Origin of the sequence: Porticoccus sp. (assembly GCA_023261185.1) — a bacterium.
Classification (GTDB): domain Bacteria; phylum Pseudomonadota; class Gammaproteobacteria; order Pseudomonadales; family Porticoccaceae; genus Porticoccus; species Porticoccus litoralis.
The window spans coordinates 1-16,080 of sequence record JALRJN010000040.1 but is presented as its reverse complement, the minus strand read 5'-3'; the positions used below and the strand labels follow the sequence as shown (position 1 = coordinate 16,080).

Genomic DNA, 16,080 nt, shown 5'->3' with positions numbered 1-16,080 from the left:
ATCATCAGGCTGGCGTTGGGCACATCGACACCGACTTCGATCACCGTGGTAGCAACCAGCAGCTGGATAATTCCCTGCTTGAAGCGTTCCATGGTTGCTGCTTTTTCTGCGGGTTTCTGGCGGCCGTGAACCAGGCCAATTTGCAGTTCCGGTAACAGCAAATGCAGCTCGTCCGCGGTGGCTTCCGCCGCCTGAGCCTCCAGTACATCGGATTCCTCAATCAGGGTGCAGACCCAGTAGGCCTGTCGTCCGTTGGCGCAGGCGCTGCGGATGTGGTCGATGATTTCCGGACGGCGATTCTTCGCCAACACCACGGTGTTGACCGGGGTGCGTCCTGGGGGCAGCTCATCAATAGTGGAGCAGTCCAGGTCCGCATAGGCACTCATTGCCAGAGTTCGGGGAATGGGAGTGGCGGTCATGATCAGCTGGTGGGGCAGCACATCGCCCTTACCCTTTTCGCGAAGTGCCAGTCGTTGGTGAACCCCAAAGCGATGTTGCTCATCTACGATGGTCAGGCCCAGCCGGAAGAAAACAACACCCTCCTGGAACAGGGCGTGAGTGCCAATGACAACGCGTGCACTGCCGTCACCAATCATTTGCAGTTGCCTTTCGCGGGCTTTGCCTTTGACCTTGCCAGTCAGCAAGGACACCTCTATCCCTAAAGGCTCCAGCCAGGACTGAAAATTAGTGCGATGCTGCTCGGCAAGAATTTCCGTGGGCGCCATGATTGCTGCCTGGTAGCCGCTAGCTACGGCCTGTAGTGCAGCCAGAGCCGCCACCACGGTTTTGCCGGAGCCTACATCACCCTGCACCAGGCGCAGCATGGGATGTGGTTTGGCCAGGTCAGCCATGATGTCTGCCGCCACCCTGAGCTGTGCGGCGGTCAAAGCAAATGGCAGTGAGGTCAGAAACTGTTGTTGCAGTGCTTGGCCGGCACCTAGGCTGGGTGCCGGGTGGCGCTGGATCTGTTGTCGCAATTGCACCAGGCTCAACTGGTGGGCCAGTAGTTCTTCCAGGGCCAGCCGTTGTTGTGCCGGGTGGCTACCGGTCAGCAGCTGATCCATGGGTGCCGTGGCAGGGGGCTTGTGAATAAACTGTAGTGACTCAAGCAGAGAAAGCTCACTACTGTCTGGCAGCAGCTCCTGAAGTGAGTCTTCACTTACAAGCAGTAGTGCTTGTTCAATAACAGTTCTTAATCTTGCCTGGCTAATGCCTTCAACAGCGGGATAGACAGCAGTGAGATACGGTTGCAGGGGTGGCGGCTGGTGCTGGTCGAGAAACTGGTACTCGGGGTGGTACAGCTCAAGACCGGATCTGCCACGCCGGACATCACCAAAACAGCGCAGGTGTCCGCCCCGGGTAAGATTTTCCCGTTGGGCATTGGAAAAATGGAAAAAACGTAATGTGACTGTGCCGGTGTGATCCTGCAGGCGACACATCAGGCTACGGCGTCGCCCCTGGACTACATCGCAACCACGCAACTGCCCTTCTATCACGACATCGGAGTTGGGTTGCAGGGCGCCGATGGGGGTGATGCGGGTGCGGTCCATGTAGCGAAGGGGCAGGTGAAACAGCAAGTCCTGAACAGTTGCAATGCCAAGCCGGGCTAGCTTGCTGGCCAATTGGGTACCGACACCCCGCAGTGTGGTGACGGGCATGGTGGCAAGACTGTTTTCTGTCATGCGCAGGTGGTACAGCTCGGCAGGGAGTTTTGCTTGATGGCATCTCGCAGTGCATCAATGGCTTTGTGGCGTGGAAAACTGGCCCGCCAGGCCAAAGCTACTGTGCGGCAGGGAGATGGAGCTACAAACTCCCGTGTGACCAGCAAACCTTCCTTGTATCCTGCACCAATCGCTGCGGATAGAGGCAAAATGGTGATGCCGAGGTGGCTGGCCACCATGTGGCGTAGGGTTTCCAGGGAGCTGCCTTCACTGTGGGTGCGTATTTGCTGTTGGCTCTCATCCAGGTGCTGGTTGAGGTTGGGCAGGGCTTCCCGCACCTGGTCGCCAAAACAGTGGCCCTCACCGAGCAGCAGAACATTTTCATTATCCAGGTCTGAGGGTTTGATAAAGTCCTTTTTCGCCAATCGGTGATCGGTGGGTACCAGAACCACAAAGGGCTCAGTATAAAGAGGCTGAGTAACCACGTCGGGCTCTGTAAAAGGCAGTGCTACGAGGATGACATCAAGTTCACCCTTGCGTAGCCTTTGGCGCAGCGTGGCGGTGAAACCTTCCTCGACAACCAGCGGCATCTGGGGTACGGATTGCCGTAGTGCTGGAATAAAACTGGGAAACAGGTAGGGGCCAATGGTGAAGATGGCTCCGACATGTAAGGGGGTCTTGAGCTGATCCTTGCCCGCGGAAGCGATATCGCGGATGGAGGCGCTTTCTTCCAGAACCCGCTGTGCCTGCGCCACGACCTGTTCACCAATGGGCGTGGGGCGCACGCTGTTCTTGGAGCGTTCAAATAGCTCTACCCCCAGCTCCTGCTCTAGTTTTTTGACAGCAATGCTGAGAGTTGGCTGGCTGACATGGCAAAGCTCAGCAGCCTGGCCAAAATGTTGCTGCTGTGCCAATGTCACAATATAGCGAAGTTCGGTGAGCGTCATGGTATTACCTCCTGACCAAATAATAGCTAAAACAAATCAAAAAGGTAAAGTTAATTGAAAGTATTGTTCTTGGGTTGTGGCGATATTGGGTTGCGCGCCATAGACCAGTTGCAGGAAAAAAACCGTCAACAGGGAGCAGGCTTTGTCTGCCATGGGGCGCGACGGCAGATCAATCGGTTGCCTGAAAGCCTGTCTCGTAGCTCTGTGGATATTTGCGACAGTGAGAGCCTGACGACATTGCTGGATGAGCACAGGTTTGATGCGGTGGTCGTCACCCTGACACCTCTGGCCATGAGCGATGAAGGGTATCGCGACAGTTATGTGGCAGGGGCCCGGTCGCTGTCACTGGCTGTTCAGCATGCCGTACACCCTCCGGGTCTGGTGGTTTGGATTTCAAGTAGTGGTGTCTACGGGCAGGATCAGGGAGAGTGGGTCGATGAAGAGAGTGCTACCCGGCCTGTCAGCTACCGGGGAAAGCGTCTGCTAGAAGCGGAGGACATCATTCAGGCGTTGCCTATTACCAGTTGTATTGTGAGGTTTTCCGGTATTTACGGGCCTGGTCGTGGTCGATTGCTGCAGCAGGTGAGGGAAGGCCGTCTGGCCCCGCCACAGCCCGTACAGTGGAGTAATCGTATCCATGCCGATGATGCTGCGGGGGTGCTGGTGCACCTGTTAGGCAAGTATAAACATGGCGAGAACATTGAGCCGTTGTATCTGGCCACGGATAACGAGCCTATTGCTATACATGAGGTGCATGTTTGGCTGGCTCGGGAAATGGGGGTGGATGGATTGTCACCAGCGGCGGAGAAAACATCGCTCGTGGTACGTGGTGGCAACCGGCGCTGTAACAACCAGCGCCTGAGGGATAGCGGATTTGTGTTTCGCTACCCCACATTCCGGGAGGGTTATCGGGAGCTGTTATCTCCTACAGATGGTGAATAGTCTCAGATCACCATAATGCCATCCATTTCCACACCTACACCTTTGGGTAATTCCTTGACGCCGATAGCGGCACGGGCAGGGTACGGCTCGGCAAAATAGCGCGCCATGATTTCGTTGACGGTGGCGAAATTGCTGAGATCGGTGAGAAAAATGTTGAGTTTAACGATGTCTTTCAGGGCTCCGCCAGCTTCCTCGCACACTGCTGTGAGGTTTTTGAATACCTGCTCAATTTCCGCGGCAATGCCACCTTCGACGACGGTCATGCTTTCAGGGTCCAGGGGGATCTGGCCAGAGAGGTAAACGGTATTGTTAACCTTGATCGCCTGTGAATAGGTGCCGATGGCAGCAGGTGCGTTGTCTGTGTTGATGACAGCCTTGTTTAGCATGGAAATTCCTCGATATTAATTTTTGGTGCGATACACGCGTTGTACTTGTTTCAGGCCGCGGATACGCCGCATGACATTGGCCAGGTGCACACGATTTTTTACATCGATGACCAGGTCGACAATGTTGGAATGGGCGTCGCGCTCTTTAACACTGATTTGCTGGATAGTTGCCTCACTTTCGGAAATGCGGGAAGCGAGGGTGGCAATAATGCCCCGCTCTGCGACCAGCTCAACTTTGAACTCGACGGGAAATTCACCTCGGACATTGGGTGACCAGTTGAGGATGATGCACTTTTCAACATTGGTGCGAATTTCATTGAGATTCTTACAGGAGTCTCTATGCACCACCAGCCCACGACCTGGACTGAGATGGCCCATGATGGGGTCACCGGGGATAGGGTGGCAGCAGCGAGCATAATTAATCACCAGCCCGTCACTGGTGTCGATCATGATGGGAGAATCAAACTCTTCCGGTGTCACTTCCTTGCGTAGCGACGGCGGTGCCATCAGGTTGGCGACTGCGTAGGCAAGTCGGTTGCCGAGGCCAATTTGTTCCAGCACTTCCTCAAAGGAGTGGGCGCCAGTTTCTGTGAGAAGACGCTTGATCCATGATTTGCGAATGCTCTGGTAACTGGTGCCGAAATTGTCCAGCGCACGGTCCAGCAGTCGCTTGCCAAGTTCGACCGATTCCTCGTGCTGCTGATGTTTCAGGAAATGGCGGATGGCGCTGCGGGCTTTGGCAGTGACCACAAAGTTTAGCCAGGAAGGGTTCGGTTGTGCATCTCTGGCAGTGATGATGGATACCTTGCTGCCACTCTGCAGGGGTTCCGACAGTGAAGTCAGCTGACCATTGATCTTGCTGGCGACACAACTGTTGCCGACATCGGTGTGAACCGCATAGGCAAAGTCCACGGGTGTGGCGCCGGAGGGCAGGGAGACAATCTGTCCCTTGGGGGTAAATACGTAAACTTCGTCGGGGAACAGGTCTGTCTTGACGTGTTCGATAAACTCCAGAGAATTACCTGCCTTCTGCTGAATTTCCAGCAGCCCCTGTACCCAGCGGTTGGCGCGAGGATTGCCATCCTCACGGGATTTATAGAGCCAGTGGGCGGCAATGCCGAAATTGGCCATGGCATCCATATCACGGGTACGAATCTGCACCTCAATGGGGACGCCGTGCATACCCAGCAACACGGTGTGTAACGACTGATAGCCGTTCACCTTGGGGATAGCAATGTAGTCCTTGAATTCTCCGGGAACCGGTTTGAATAAATTATGGATGACGCCCAGTGTGCGGTAACAGTCGTCTACGGACTCCACCACAATACGGAAGGCAAACACATCCATGATGTCGCGGAATGACTTCCGCTTGCTCTTCATCTTCTGGTAGATACTCCAGAGGTGCTTTTCGCGGCCGGTGACTTCAGCGCTGATCAGTTCTTTGGCAAGCCGAATCTCAATACTGCTTTTAATGTCTTCGACGATTTCCTTGCGGTGGCCTCGTGCAGCCTTGAGAGCCTGTCGCATGCGCTGGTAGCGCATCGGGTGCATGGTGGCAAAGCCCAGGTCTTCAAATTCGATACGGATATCGTTTATCCCCAGGCGCTGGGCAATGGGCGCGTAGATTTCCAGGGTTTCGCGGGCGATTCGACGTCGTTTGGCGGCACTCAGTACCTTCAGGGTGCGCATGTTGTGCAGGCGGTCTGCCAGCTTGACGAGCATGACGCGAATGTCCTTGGCCATGGCCAGGGTCATTTTCTGAAAGTTTTCCGCCTGTTGTTCTGCCTTGGAGGCAAATTCGATCTCTGTCAGTTTGCTGACACCGTCAACCAGTTCCGCCACCGTGGGGCCAAACCGTTCCGCCACATCCTCTTTGCTGACGTGGGTGTCCTCAATCACGTCGTGCAGCATGGCAGCCATCAGGCTCTCGGCATCGAGATGCATGTTGGCGAGAATGATGGCAACTGCTACCGGGTGGGTGATGTAGGGCTCACCACTCTGGCGCGTCTGGCCCTCATGACATTGGGCCGCGAACTGGTAAGCGTTGAGAATTTCCTGGACTTGGGCGGGTTCGAGGTAGGAGGAAAGCTTTTCGCTCAGAACATCAAGAGTTTTGGCTTGCAAGTTTTCCCCCGTTGCACGGATTACTCAGCCTCTGGGGCCGCAGGCTGTTCGGGAGGGGTGGTGCCCTCTTCTTCTACTTCTGCAGATTCCATTAACAGAGAGGTTTCGGGCTCTTCTTTCTCGTCAAGGATGCTTGCATTCACAAAACCGCTTTCGATTTCGCGCAAAGCCATCACCGTCGGCTTGTCATTTTCCCAGGGCAGGTGAGGCTCTTTGCCGCCCACCGCCAGTTGACGGGCGCGTTTTGAGCTGACCATAACGAGCTCAAAGCGATTGTCGACATGGTCGAGGCAATCTTCAACAGTAATACGGGCCATAGTTAATTCCGTTGTTAACGTGTTTAGTACGGCGCAGTTGCCTGCAACCGCCAGAGACAAAATCCCGCGGCGAGCCGCGGGACCAAAGAGTTTACAAAATTGCGCTAATCAGGACAACAAATCGCGGAGTAAATTCGCGTTGCGCTGGCGTTGATTTTCCTGCCGCAGGCGGTTGGATGTCACGATGGCCTGCAGCTCTGATAGCGCAATATCAAATTCATCATTGATGACTAGATAGTCCGCTTCGACATAATGGGACATTTCCAGTTGTGCTTCTGCAAGCCGGTGCTGTATCACCGAGGGATCATCCTGCCCGCGACCGGTGAGTCGCTGTTCCAGTATCTCAAGTGATGGCGGCAGAATGAAAATACTGACGCACTCAGGCACAAGCCCGCGAATTTGTTTAGCACCCTGCCAGTCAATTTCCAGGATCACATCCTGTCCGCTGGCGAGTGTCTGTTCGACCCAGTCCCTGGATGTTCCGTAATAATTGTTGAAGACGCGGGCGTGTTCGAGAAACGCCTTCTGCTCCAGCATGGCGGTGAATTCAGACTCATCGACAAAGTGATAGTTGATGCCATTCACTTCGCCGGGGCGCATGGGGCGGGTAGTGTGGGAAATGGAAACGGTAAGGTCGGCACACTGTTGCAGCAGGGCGTTGACCAGACTGGTTTTCCCCGCACCGGATGGCGCGGAGACAGTGTAAAGCGTACCTCGGATTGACATGGGGTGTGCTGCTTACTCGTGGTTGATCACTCGGTTGCCGAAGGCTCCTATCAGGATGTCTACCATAACGTAACTCCCTGCCAGCTGCATTACTCATCCCGGTATTTTAATCATTTCCGGAACCCTGCCTACAGGTTAAATGGCACGCGATAGCCTCTCTGGGGTGGTGGGCTGATGAAAAACATCTGCGGGCATTTGCATCGTTAAAAAGAAGTTCAACAGCCTGTTAGCTCCGGTTAACCGGAATGAATTTTATTCTATGTTTTGGATCTGCTCACGCATCTGCTCGATCAGAACTTTCAGTTCGACAGCCGAGTTGGTGGTATCGGTGGCGATGGATTTTGACGAGAGCGTGTTGGCCTCCCGGTTCAGCTCCTGCATCAGGAAGTCGAGCCTGCGGCCAATGGGTTCTTTGCGTTTCAGCACACGGCGAATTTCGCTGAGGTGTGTATCGAGCCGGTCAAGCTCTTCGTCCACGTCAGCTTTTTGTGCCATTAACACCAGTTCCTGTTCGAGGCGGTCATGATCCAGGCTAACCTGCAGTTCCTCCAGTCGTGCAAGAATTTTATGGCGCTGAGCTTTTAACAGTTCCGGCAGGTTGTTGCGGACAGATTGCACTTGCACAGCAATGGCATCCAAACGTTGCTCGATTAACTGCCCGAGTTTTTCGCCCTCGCGCTGGCGGCCTTCCAGCAATTGAATCAACGCCTGTTCAAACAGCTCCAGCAAGGTCTTGTTGAGTTCGTCGCGGTTAATTTCCGGTTCTTTCAACACACCGGGCCAGCGCAGAATATCCAGTGGTGAGATAGGGGCTGGAGTAGCCATCATGCCTGCGAGTTGTTGGCTGGCGTCGATGTATTGGCGGGCCAGTGACTGGTTCACAGCAATATCCCCGGACTCCTGGGCAATATGCAAATGAAGGGTGCAGTCCACCTTGCCCCGTTGCAGGTATTTACGAGCCATTTCCCGCAACGGCATTTCAATATCTCTGACGGTTTCCGGCATGCGGAAACCGGGTTCCAGATAGCGATGATTCACGGAACGCAGTTCCCAGGAAGCGGTACCCCAGGGGGCCTCGATGGTTTGGCGAGCAAAAGCGGTCATGCTGCTGGGCACTATGAACTCCATGGTATTGAAATGAGGGGGCCATATTAACACGCAGCTCCGCAGTGCCATTAATTCCGGTAGAATACGCAGCCTCTATTTATCTGGTTAATAGGAAATTACCATGTCCCGTCCCAGTGGCCGCCGACCCGAGCAGCTTCGCGCCGTGAAGTTAACCCGCAACTACACCAAACACGCAGAGGGTTCTGTGTTAGTCGAGTTTGGTGAAACCAAAGTGATTTGTACCGCCAGTGTGGAAAACTCTGTTCCGCGCTTTTTGCGTGGAAAAGGGCAGGGCTGGGTGACAGCCGAGTACGGCATGTTGCCCCGTTCCACGGGCGAGCGTATGGCCCGTGAAGCGTCCCGCGGCAAGCAGGGTGGCAGAACTCTGGAAATCCAGCGCTTGATCGGACGCTCCCTGCGGGCGGCCGTAGACCTGGCAGCGCTGGGAGAAAATACCATCACTGTGGATTGCGATGTCATACAGGCTGACGGTGGCACGCGCACCGCATCGATTACCGGTGGCTGTGTGGCGCTGGCAGATGCTGTGCAGCACCTGGTAGAAACCGGTGCCATCAAGCAAAGTCCCATCACCAACATGGTGGCGTCGGTATCCGTGGGGATCTTCAAGGGCGTGCCAGTACTCGATCTGGATTACGCTGAAGACTCGAATGCTGAAACCGATATGAATGTGGTGATGAACAGCGCGGGTGGCTTTATTGAGGTACAGGGAACTGCCGAGGAAGCTCCCTTCTCTGAAGAAGAATTTCAGCAGATGCTGGCTCTGGCCAAACGCGGTATTGCCGACCTGGTCAAAGTGCAGAAAATGGCGTTGGCCCAGACGCCAAGTTAGTTACTGGTTGCAGGGCTGGCAGTTAATTAGCATCCCCTACGGCTGCTTCGCGGGGAATCTTCTGCGGAGCGTCGATGGTCAATGTTTTTTGCCTGCCGCTTTCCACCCGCACGATCGATACCCGGCTTTTAGCAACGCCGAACCATTTGGCCATCAGCGCAACCAGATGTTGGTTAGCCTTGCCATCCACGGGCGGAGCGGTGATACGAATTTTCAACCTGTCGCCCTGAATGCCAACAATCTCATCGTTTGCCGCTCGAGGCTGTAGCTGGCAGTGCAGCAGCAGCGTCTTCCCCTGCCACTGGTAGTGATCTGGCATCAGAAGCCGGGAACCAGGCCTGCCGGTGTGTGCAGGCTGCCGGCGATGCCGTTGAGAAAAATCTGTAGCATATTGATCACCAGGAACATGAAGATGGGTGACAGGTCGATGCCCCCCATTGGCGGGATGATTCTCTGGAATGGCTCCATCGCCGGACGTATCAGCTGATTCAGCAGAATCAATGCAGGGTGCTGGCTCTGGGGTGCGACCCAACTGACAATAATGATAATCAGCAGGCCATACAGATAAAGGTTCAGCATCAGGGATAGCATGCCGATCGTGCCCCAGGACAGCGCGTACAGTATGTTGACCATATCAAAGCCGTTGACCAGTGCAGTGATTTCAATGGCCAGTAGCTGACTCAGCAATGCCAGCACCAGACTGGCGAGATCAAAATTGCGGTAACTGGGAAACACCTTGCGCAAAGGTTTGCTGGGCAAGTGCGTGGCCTTGATCAGGAATTGGGAGATGGGGTTGTAAAAATCGGCCCTGGCCAGTTGTAACAGAAATCGCAACATGACCACTGCCAGATAAAAGCTACCTAGTGACTGGATTAGAAATGTTCCCGCCTGGGCGAAAGTCGTACTCATGTTTTGTCCTGTCTTCTGGTTTAATCTGCCAGTTCGCTGGCCATTTCTCTGGCTCGCTCTGCTGCACCATTCATGGCTTTGCGGAACAGTGCTTCCAGGTCGCCTGACTCAAAGGTTTCAATGGCGCGCTGGGTGGTGCCGCCGGGCGAAGTGACACGGCGTCTCAGTTCGGCACTGTCTACATCGCTTTCAAGGGCCATTCTTGCTGCACCCAGTGCGGTTTGCAAGGTGAGCTGTCTGGCAACTTCCTCAGGCAAACCCAATTCCTCCCCAATGCGCTGCATAATCTCCATGACCAGAAAATAATAGGCGGGCCCACTGCCGGAGACGGCGGTGACCACATCGATATCCGCTTCATTTTCCAGCCAGCAGACAATACCGACAGCCTGGAGAATCTGCTCGGCCAGGGCTTTTTGCTCTGCGCTTACCTGGCTATTGGCATAGAGTCCGCTGGCACCGGTTTGCACTAGGGCGGGGGTGTTGGGCATACAGCGAACAATGGGTAGCTCACCGCCAAGCCAGCCTGCAAGGGAATCCATGGATATGCCCGCAGCAATGGAAATGATCAGAGGGCGATGGTTGAGTGCACCGGCCAGTCCCTGCAGTACGCTCTTCATCACCTGTGGCTTAACCGCCAGTAAAATCACATCTGCATCGGCGCAGGCCTGCGGGTTGTTGTCGCTGGTGTTGATGCCAAAGCTCTGGGCCAGTTTCAGGCGGCTCGCCTCGAGAGGGTCGGTCGCAGTGATGGCATTGGCCGGGTAGCCTTTGTCCACCAGTCCACCGATCAGGCTGGTGGCCATATTGCCGCCACCGATGAAAGTCAGTTTGGGTTTGCTCACTATGATTCCTTGGTCGATTGCTGTCACAAATTCTCTTGTTAGGTTTGGGGTTGCCGGGGGCCAAATATGCCAGTTCCAACCCTGACAATGGTTGCGCCTGCTGCGATGGCCGCCTGCAGATCATTGCTCATCCCCATGGAAAGTGTATCCAATGTTGCAAGCTGGGTGGAGCTTTGCAGCTCGCGCATCAGTTTGGCGACTTGGGTAAAGGAGCCCAGTTGAACGGCATAGTCATCACTTTTAACAGGGATCGCCATCAGGCCTCGCAGTTTCAGGTTGGGCAGCGCCATAATGCTTTTCGCCAACGGTGCCACATCCTGTAATGCCACGCCGGATTTGCTGTCCTCATCCTGGAGGTTGACCTGAATGCAAACATTCAGGGGTTCGCAGTTTGCAGGTCGCTGTTCACTCAGTCGCTCTGCGATGCGTTGGCGGTCAATACTGTGAACCCAGTCAAACTGCTCAGCGACTTTTCGTGTTTTATTTGTCTGTAGTGGGCCGATAAAGTGCCAGCACAGGTCCGTGAGGTCTGCCAGAGCCTCCTGCTTCAAGAGGGCTTCCTGCAGGTAGTTTTCACCAAAGTGACGTTGGCCTGCTTTGTAGCATTCGCGGATGGCACTGGCGGGGTGAGCCTTACTAACAGCCAGCAAATGAATCCCCTCAGGATTCCTGCAGGCCAGCTTGGCTGCTGCGTGAATCTGTTGGTAAACATGTTGAAGATTGTCGGCTATAGTAGGCATATGCTTGCTCAAGGCCGTCCTGCGGCTCCCGGAAGAGCGGTAGGTTAACCCAGAATTACAGGAATAACTCATGGATATTACGGAATTGCTGGCGTTCAGCGTTAAACAGGGTTCATCGGATTTGCATATCTCTGCCGGGTTGCCCCCGATGATCAGGATTGACGGTGATATGCGAAGAGTGAACTTGCCTCCCATGGAGCACAAGGAAGTTCACCAGTTAATCTACGACATTATGAACGACAAGCAGCGTCGCGATTATGAAGAGTTTCTGGAAACAGACTTTTCATTTGAAGTGCCCGGCGTTGCGCGTTTCCGGGTTAACGCATTCAACCAGAACCGCGGTGCGGCGGGGGTATTCCGTACCATTCCCTCCCGGGTGCTTACCCTGGAGGACCTGGGTTTTGGCCAGGTTTTCAGAAGCCTGTCCATGTTGCCACGTGGTCTGGTGCTGGTCACCGGCCCTACCGGTTCCGGTAAATCAACCTCCTTGGCGGCCATGGTGGATTACGTCAACGAGAACCGCTACCAGCATATCTTGACCATTGAAGACCCCATCGAATTCGTACACGAGAGTAAAAAATGCCTCGTTAACCAGCGAGAAGTACACCGTGATACCCACGGTTTTAGTGAGGCGTTGCGTTCAGCCCTGCGGGAAGACCCGGATATTATCCTGGTGGGTGAGATGCGTGACCTGGAAACCATTCGCTTGGCACTGACGGCCGCGGAAACCGGTCACCTGGTATTTGGCACCCTGCATACCACGTCGGCGGCAAAAACCATCGACCGGATTGTCGACGTATTTCCCGCTGCGGAAAAACCCATGGTTCGTTCCATGTTGTCGGAGTCGCTGCAGGCAGTGATCTCCCAGACGCTGATGAAAAAAATTGGTGGCGGCAGGATTGCCGCCCACGAAATCATGATCGGTACACCGGCCATTCGTAACCTGATTCGTGAGGACAAGGTGGCGCAGATGTACTCAGCCATTCAGACGGGGGCATCACACGGTATGCAGACCATGGACCAGAATCTGCACCGCTTGGTTAGCCAGAAAGTGATCACCACTGAAGTGGCTAAAGAAAAAGCGAAGATGCCGGATGAGTTCTGATCGGCAGATAGCTTGTCGCTAATCAGTAGGCCGGGGCCTGAAAAATAGCAGTTTGGGAGAAAATAATGGATTTTGATGTACTGTTGAAATTAATGGTCGAGAAAGAGGCATCCGACTTGTTTATCACCACTGGCGTTGCGCCCAGTATCAAGGTCAACGGTGTTATCGTCCCAGTGGGTAAAACACCGCTGACGCCTGAAAAGGCGCATCAGGTGGTCGAAAGCATCATGGATGAGAAGCAGCGCAAAGAGTACCGCGAAAAGAAAGAGCTGAACTTTGCGATCGGTCGTCCCGGCGTTGGGCGGTTCCGTGTAAGTGCCTTTGTGCAGCGCAATGAATGCGGCATGGTCTTGCGCCGCATTGAAACTATCATTCCGACCGTAGAACAGTTACAGCTGCCTCCCATTCTCAATGAGCTGGTGATGACCAAGCGCGGCATCATTATTTTCGTGGGTGCCACCGGTACGGGTAAGTCCACCTCACTGGCAGCGATGATCGGTCACCGCAATCGCACCAGTCGCGGCCACATTATCTCTGTTGAGGATCCGATCGAATTTGTGCACCAGCACGAAGGCTGTATCGTGACCCAGCGCGAGGTGGGTGTGGATACGGAATCCTTTGAAGTGGCTCTGCGCAACACCTTGCGTCAGGCCCCGGATGTGATTCTGATTGGTGAGATCCGGACACCGGAAACCATGGAGCACGCTATTACGTTTGCGGAAACCGGTCACCTGGTGCTGGCGACACTGCACGCTAACAACGCTAACCAGGCGCTGGATCGCATCCAGCACTTCTTCCCGCCCGAGCGCCATGGGCAGTTGTGGATGGATCTGTCACTCAACCTGAAAGCGATGGTTGCGCAGCAATTGATTCCCCTGGCTGATGGCAGCGGCCGTCGGGCAGCCATTGAAATCCTGATCAACACCCCGCTGGCGGGGGATATGATCCGCAAAGGTGAAGTCCACAAACTCAAGGAGTTGATGACGCGCTCCACAGAACACGGTATGCAGACTTTCGACCAGGCCCTGTACAAGCTCTATGAAGAAGGGTTGATTACCTACGAAGATGCCATGCTGCACGCAGATTCGAAAAACGACCTGAGGCTGCTTATCAAGCTACAGTCGGATAGTGATGCGGGTTATTTGTCTAATGCAGCGGATGAGCTCCAGGTGGAGGAAGATCAGGAAGACCGTATCAACCGTTTCTGATCCCTGGCTACACGGCTGTTGTCAGGGTGCTGTGGCGATAGCGGGGTCCGAAAGCCAGTCTTGCAGGATGATGACTGCCGCCAGGTCGTCCACCGGGTTCTGTTTGTAGCTGCTTGAACGTTTCCCTTGGGACTGCAGCTGGCCTTTCGCGGCGAAGGTGGACAGGCGTTCATCAACCATGCTGACGGGCAGGCCAAAGCGACCATGCAGTCGGCGTGCAAACTTGCGTGCGCGCTGGCAGAAGTCGCTTTCTGTGCCGTCCATATTCAGGGGTAGGCCCACCAGTAATTGGTCGGGCCGCCATTCCGATAGTAACTGTTCAATGTGTTCCCAGTTGGGTATGCCATCCCGGGCCTTTAATACGGCGAGGGGGTTAGCGCTGTTGGTCAGGGTCTGGCCCACGGCCACGCCAATCTGGCCAGTACCAAAATCAAAGGCCAGCAGGCAGCGGGGACGAGTAGGGTTGTCAGTGGTATCAGGCGTGCCCGGCATTGGAGCTCAACAGGTTGAGGTCGATGCCGATTTTGGCGGCAGCGGCGTTGGCGCGTTGCTCGCAGGGCACGTTGAAAATGATGTCGGCATCACCGGGTACGGTTAACCAGGCATTATTGGCCAGCTCTTCTTCAAGCTGACCGGGACCCCATCCGGCATAACCCAGGGTCACAAGCATGTCGTCGGGCCCCTGCTCTTCAGCAATATCAGTGATGATATCCCGTGATGAGGTGAGGCAGATCTCATTGGAAATTGGCAAAGTAGCTTCCCACTCCCGTAAGACTTTCCGGTGCAGGACAAAACCGCGGTCGATCTGTACCGGGCCGCCTGACATCAGGGGCGCCTCTCCGACTCTGGGGGAATAGGTGAGTTCAAATTGCTCAAATATCTGACTCAGGGGAATTTCCAGGGGGTTGTTGATCACCAGCCCCATGGCGCCATCTTCCGAGTGATCGCAGATGTAGATAATAGAGTGGGAGAAATTGGGATCATGCAAACCCGGCATGGCTACCAGAAAGTGATTGGCCAAGCTTTGGTAATCTTTCTCACTAACACTGTTTTCCATAGGGTTAGTATGGGCCTGATAGTTGGGATTACAAGTCTCTTCAGCGCAAATTCAAGCCGTTTAATTCTCGGTATTCAGGCGATGACCCGGCTCAAAGCGCCAGGTACGGATAATCTCCAGTTTGTCCCATTGCGCCATTTCCGGAGGAAAGGGTGCAAAGGGTGAGGCGAGCCTTACCGTGCGAACGGCTGCCAGATCCAGCACTCTCTGGCCTGAGCTGAGCAGAATCTCAATGCTGTCTACCGAGCCGTCGGGCAACAATGTCACTGCCAGCCTGAGGTCACCGTAAATGGCATTGCGACGGGCTTCTTCCGGGTAATTTTTGTTTCCAACCACTTCGATGCGGTCAATCCAGTATTGCAGGTAGCCCGCATGTTCTGCCGCCATGGTGCTGGCGGAGGTGACGCGCAGTACCCGGGGGAGTTTGCTGTACTGTCGCTGCTGCTGGTCAAGTTTTGCCTTGAGACTGGCAAATTCCATCTGTGCTGCCGGGGGAAGAGAGGGGGTCGCCGGCGTTTCTCTGGTTTCCTTTACTTCCTGCTCGCTGGATGAAGCGCTGCTGCTTGCCGTGGTACTGATGACAGGGTTTGCCCCTGTTTTCGCTTGCTGCTGGTGCTGCTGAGGTTGTGCCCCTGTCTTTTTAAGTTGGGAGTCCACGAGTTCCGGAATGCGATCGGTGGTCAGTTCCTGTGCTTCCTGCTGGTCTCCACTGCCCTGTTGATTGTGTTGTGCCAGAAAGTCCGCTTTTTCGGGTTTTTCTTCAACCCGGTGCTGGGCAAGAGTGACTTCCAGTGTCGGCGCCTGGGCATTGTGCTGGTAGAGCTTGAAGCCGATACCAAAGATCAACAGTGCATGAATGGCAATGGCGAGAAACAGTGAAAACCCCATGCGATCTGGCTGGTCTTCATTGCGTGTGTGTTCAAAGCTGATTGCCATCAGGAAAGTCTCTTGGCGATGGCGTCCATCAGCTTGCCGCCAATATCGGTATCCTGCTCACGGTTGATCTCCCGGGCACAGGTGGGGCTGGTGATATTGATTTCTGTCAGGTAGTCACCAATCACGTCGAGTCCGGCAAACAGGATGCCCTTGTCTTTCAGGACAGGACCGATCTGAGCGGCAATCCAGCGGTCGCGATCGCTGAGGGGGCGAACCACACCGG

The 16,080-nt window shown here is 54.8% G+C and carries 19 protein-coding genes; 4 read left to right on the top strand and 15 right to left on the bottom strand.

Annotation, left to right across the window (positions count from 1 at the left end):
* Both recG and ACYZYZ_RS03345 read right to left on the bottom strand, forming a co-directional pair.
* A partial coding sequence (gene recG, locus ACYZYZ_RS03350; RefSeq protein WP_461483241.1) for an ATP-dependent DNA helicase RecG occupies positions 1-1,682 on the bottom strand: 1,682 nt, incomplete at its 3' end.
* Positions 1,679-2,608, bottom strand: a complete 930-nt coding sequence (locus ACYZYZ_RS03345; protein ID WP_305170424.1) for a hydrogen peroxide-inducible genes activator — start codon at positions 2,606-2,608, stop codon at positions 1,679-1,681. The genes ACYZYZ_RS03345 and recG, both read right to left, overlap by 4 nt.
* Before the next feature lie 54 nt (positions 2,609-2,662).
* Here ACYZYZ_RS03345 and ACYZYZ_RS03340 point away from each other — a divergent pair, with 54 nt between their 5' ends.
* Complete coding sequence (locus tag ACYZYZ_RS03340; RefSeq protein ID WP_461483240.1) at positions 2,663-3,550, top strand: sugar nucleotide-binding protein; 888 nt, start codon at positions 2,663-2,665, stop codon at positions 3,548-3,550.
* A gap of 2 nt (positions 3,551-3,552) precedes the next feature.
* Here ACYZYZ_RS03340 and ACYZYZ_RS03335 read toward each other — a convergent pair whose 3' ends face one another.
* From ACYZYZ_RS03335 to ACYZYZ_RS03315, 5 genes are all read right to left on the bottom strand, one after another.
* A complete protein-coding gene (locus ACYZYZ_RS03335; RefSeq protein ID WP_305170426.1) occupies positions 3,553-3,936 on the bottom strand; it encodes a RidA family protein in 384 nt (127 codons plus the stop codon).
* A gap of 15 nt (positions 3,937-3,951) precedes the next feature.
* Complete coding sequence (locus ACYZYZ_RS03330; protein ID WP_305170427.1) at positions 3,952-6,060, bottom strand: RelA/SpoT family protein; 2,109 nt, start codon at positions 6,058-6,060, stop codon at positions 3,952-3,954.
* Positions 6,061-6,080: 20 nt separating this feature from the next.
* The gene (gene rpoZ / locus ACYZYZ_RS03325; RefSeq protein WP_305170428.1) at positions 6,081-6,377 is read right to left on the bottom strand and encodes a DNA-directed RNA polymerase subunit omega; all 297 of its coding nucleotides are present in this window, start codon (positions 6,375-6,377) and stop codon (positions 6,081-6,083) included.
* Positions 6,378-6,485: 108 nt separating this feature from the next.
* Positions 6,486-7,103: a guanylate kinase gene (gmk, locus tag ACYZYZ_RS03320; protein WP_305170429.1), complete on the bottom strand. Its 618-nt coding sequence runs from the start codon at positions 7,101-7,103 to the stop codon at positions 6,486-6,488.
* A gap of 252 nt (positions 7,104-7,355) precedes the next feature.
* Positions 7,356-8,219 carry a YicC/YloC family endoribonuclease gene (locus ACYZYZ_RS03315; RefSeq protein WP_305170430.1) on the bottom strand — a complete coding sequence of 288 codons (864 nt, stop codon included), beginning with the start codon at positions 8,217-8,219 and terminating at the stop codon, positions 7,356-7,358.
* Between the two features lie 112 nt (positions 8,220-8,331).
* Between ACYZYZ_RS03315 and rph the strand changes: the two genes are divergently transcribed.
* On the top strand, positions 8,332-9,060 hold the full coding sequence (gene rph / locus ACYZYZ_RS03310) for a ribonuclease PH (RefSeq protein ID WP_305170431.1): 729 nt from the start codon (positions 8,332-8,334) through the stop codon (positions 9,058-9,060).
* A 22-nt stretch (positions 9,061-9,082) separates the two neighbouring features.
* On the opposite strand, the gene ACYZYZ_RS03305 is transcribed toward rph, so the two are convergent.
* Genes ACYZYZ_RS03305 through ACYZYZ_RS03290 form a run of 4 tightly spaced genes read right to left on the bottom strand, consistent with a single transcriptional unit; the run spans position 9,083 to position 11,551 of the window.
* The gene (locus tag ACYZYZ_RS03305) at positions 9,083-9,379 is read right to left on the bottom strand and encodes a DUF167 family protein (RefSeq protein WP_461483239.1); all 297 of its coding nucleotides are present in this window, start codon (positions 9,377-9,379) and stop codon (positions 9,083-9,085) included.
* Positions 9,379-9,969 (bottom strand): YggT family protein, encoded by a 591-nt coding sequence (locus ACYZYZ_RS03300; RefSeq protein ID WP_305170433.1) that lies wholly within the window; start codon positions 9,967-9,969, stop codon positions 9,379-9,381. The genes ACYZYZ_RS03305 and ACYZYZ_RS03300 overlap by 1 nt, the downstream gene beginning before the upstream one ends.
* A gap of 20 nt (positions 9,970-9,989) precedes the next feature.
* Positions 9,990-10,817 (bottom strand): pyrroline-5-carboxylate reductase, encoded by an 828-nt coding sequence (gene proC, locus ACYZYZ_RS03295; RefSeq protein WP_305170550.1) that lies wholly within the window; start codon positions 10,815-10,817, stop codon positions 9,990-9,992.
* A 32-nt stretch (positions 10,818-10,849) separates the two neighbouring features.
* Positions 10,850-11,551, bottom strand: a complete 702-nt coding sequence (locus tag ACYZYZ_RS03290) for a YggS family pyridoxal phosphate-dependent enzyme (RefSeq protein WP_305170434.1) — start codon at positions 11,549-11,551, stop codon at positions 10,850-10,852.
* A gap of 70 nt (positions 11,552-11,621) precedes the next feature.
* Between ACYZYZ_RS03290 and ACYZYZ_RS03285 the strand changes: the two genes are divergently transcribed.
* A complete protein-coding gene (locus ACYZYZ_RS03285) occupies positions 11,622-12,656 on the top strand; it encodes a type IV pilus twitching motility protein PilT (RefSeq protein WP_305170435.1) in 1,035 nt (344 codons plus the stop codon).
* Between the two features lie 65 nt (positions 12,657-12,721).
* Positions 12,722-13,864 (top strand): PilT/PilU family type 4a pilus ATPase, encoded by a 1,143-nt coding sequence (locus ACYZYZ_RS03280; protein ID WP_305170436.1) that lies wholly within the window; start codon positions 12,722-12,724, stop codon positions 13,862-13,864.
* Positions 13,865-13,885: 21 nt separating this feature from the next.
* Here ACYZYZ_RS03280 and ruvX read toward each other — a convergent pair whose 3' ends face one another.
* From ruvX to ACYZYZ_RS03260, 4 genes are all read right to left on the bottom strand, one after another.
* Entirely contained in the window at positions 13,886-14,356 is a 471-nt protein-coding gene (gene ruvX, locus ACYZYZ_RS03275) for a Holliday junction resolvase RuvX (RefSeq protein WP_305170437.1), read from the bottom strand.
* Positions 14,340-14,921, bottom strand: a complete 582-nt coding sequence (locus tag ACYZYZ_RS03270; protein ID WP_305170438.1) for a YqgE/AlgH family protein — start codon at positions 14,919-14,921, stop codon at positions 14,340-14,342. Before ACYZYZ_RS03270 ends, ruvX begins: the two co-directional genes overlap by 17 nt.
* Positions 14,922-14,981: 60 nt before the next feature.
* Complete coding sequence (locus ACYZYZ_RS03265; protein ID WP_305170439.1) at positions 14,982-15,857, bottom strand: energy transducer TonB; 876 nt, start codon at positions 15,855-15,857, stop codon at positions 14,982-14,984.
* Positions 15,857-16,080, bottom strand: a 224-nt coding sequence (locus ACYZYZ_RS03260; RefSeq protein WP_461483238.1) for an ATP-grasp domain-containing protein, incomplete at its 5' end; no start/stop codon positions are given. The genes ACYZYZ_RS03260 and ACYZYZ_RS03265, both read right to left, overlap by 1 nt.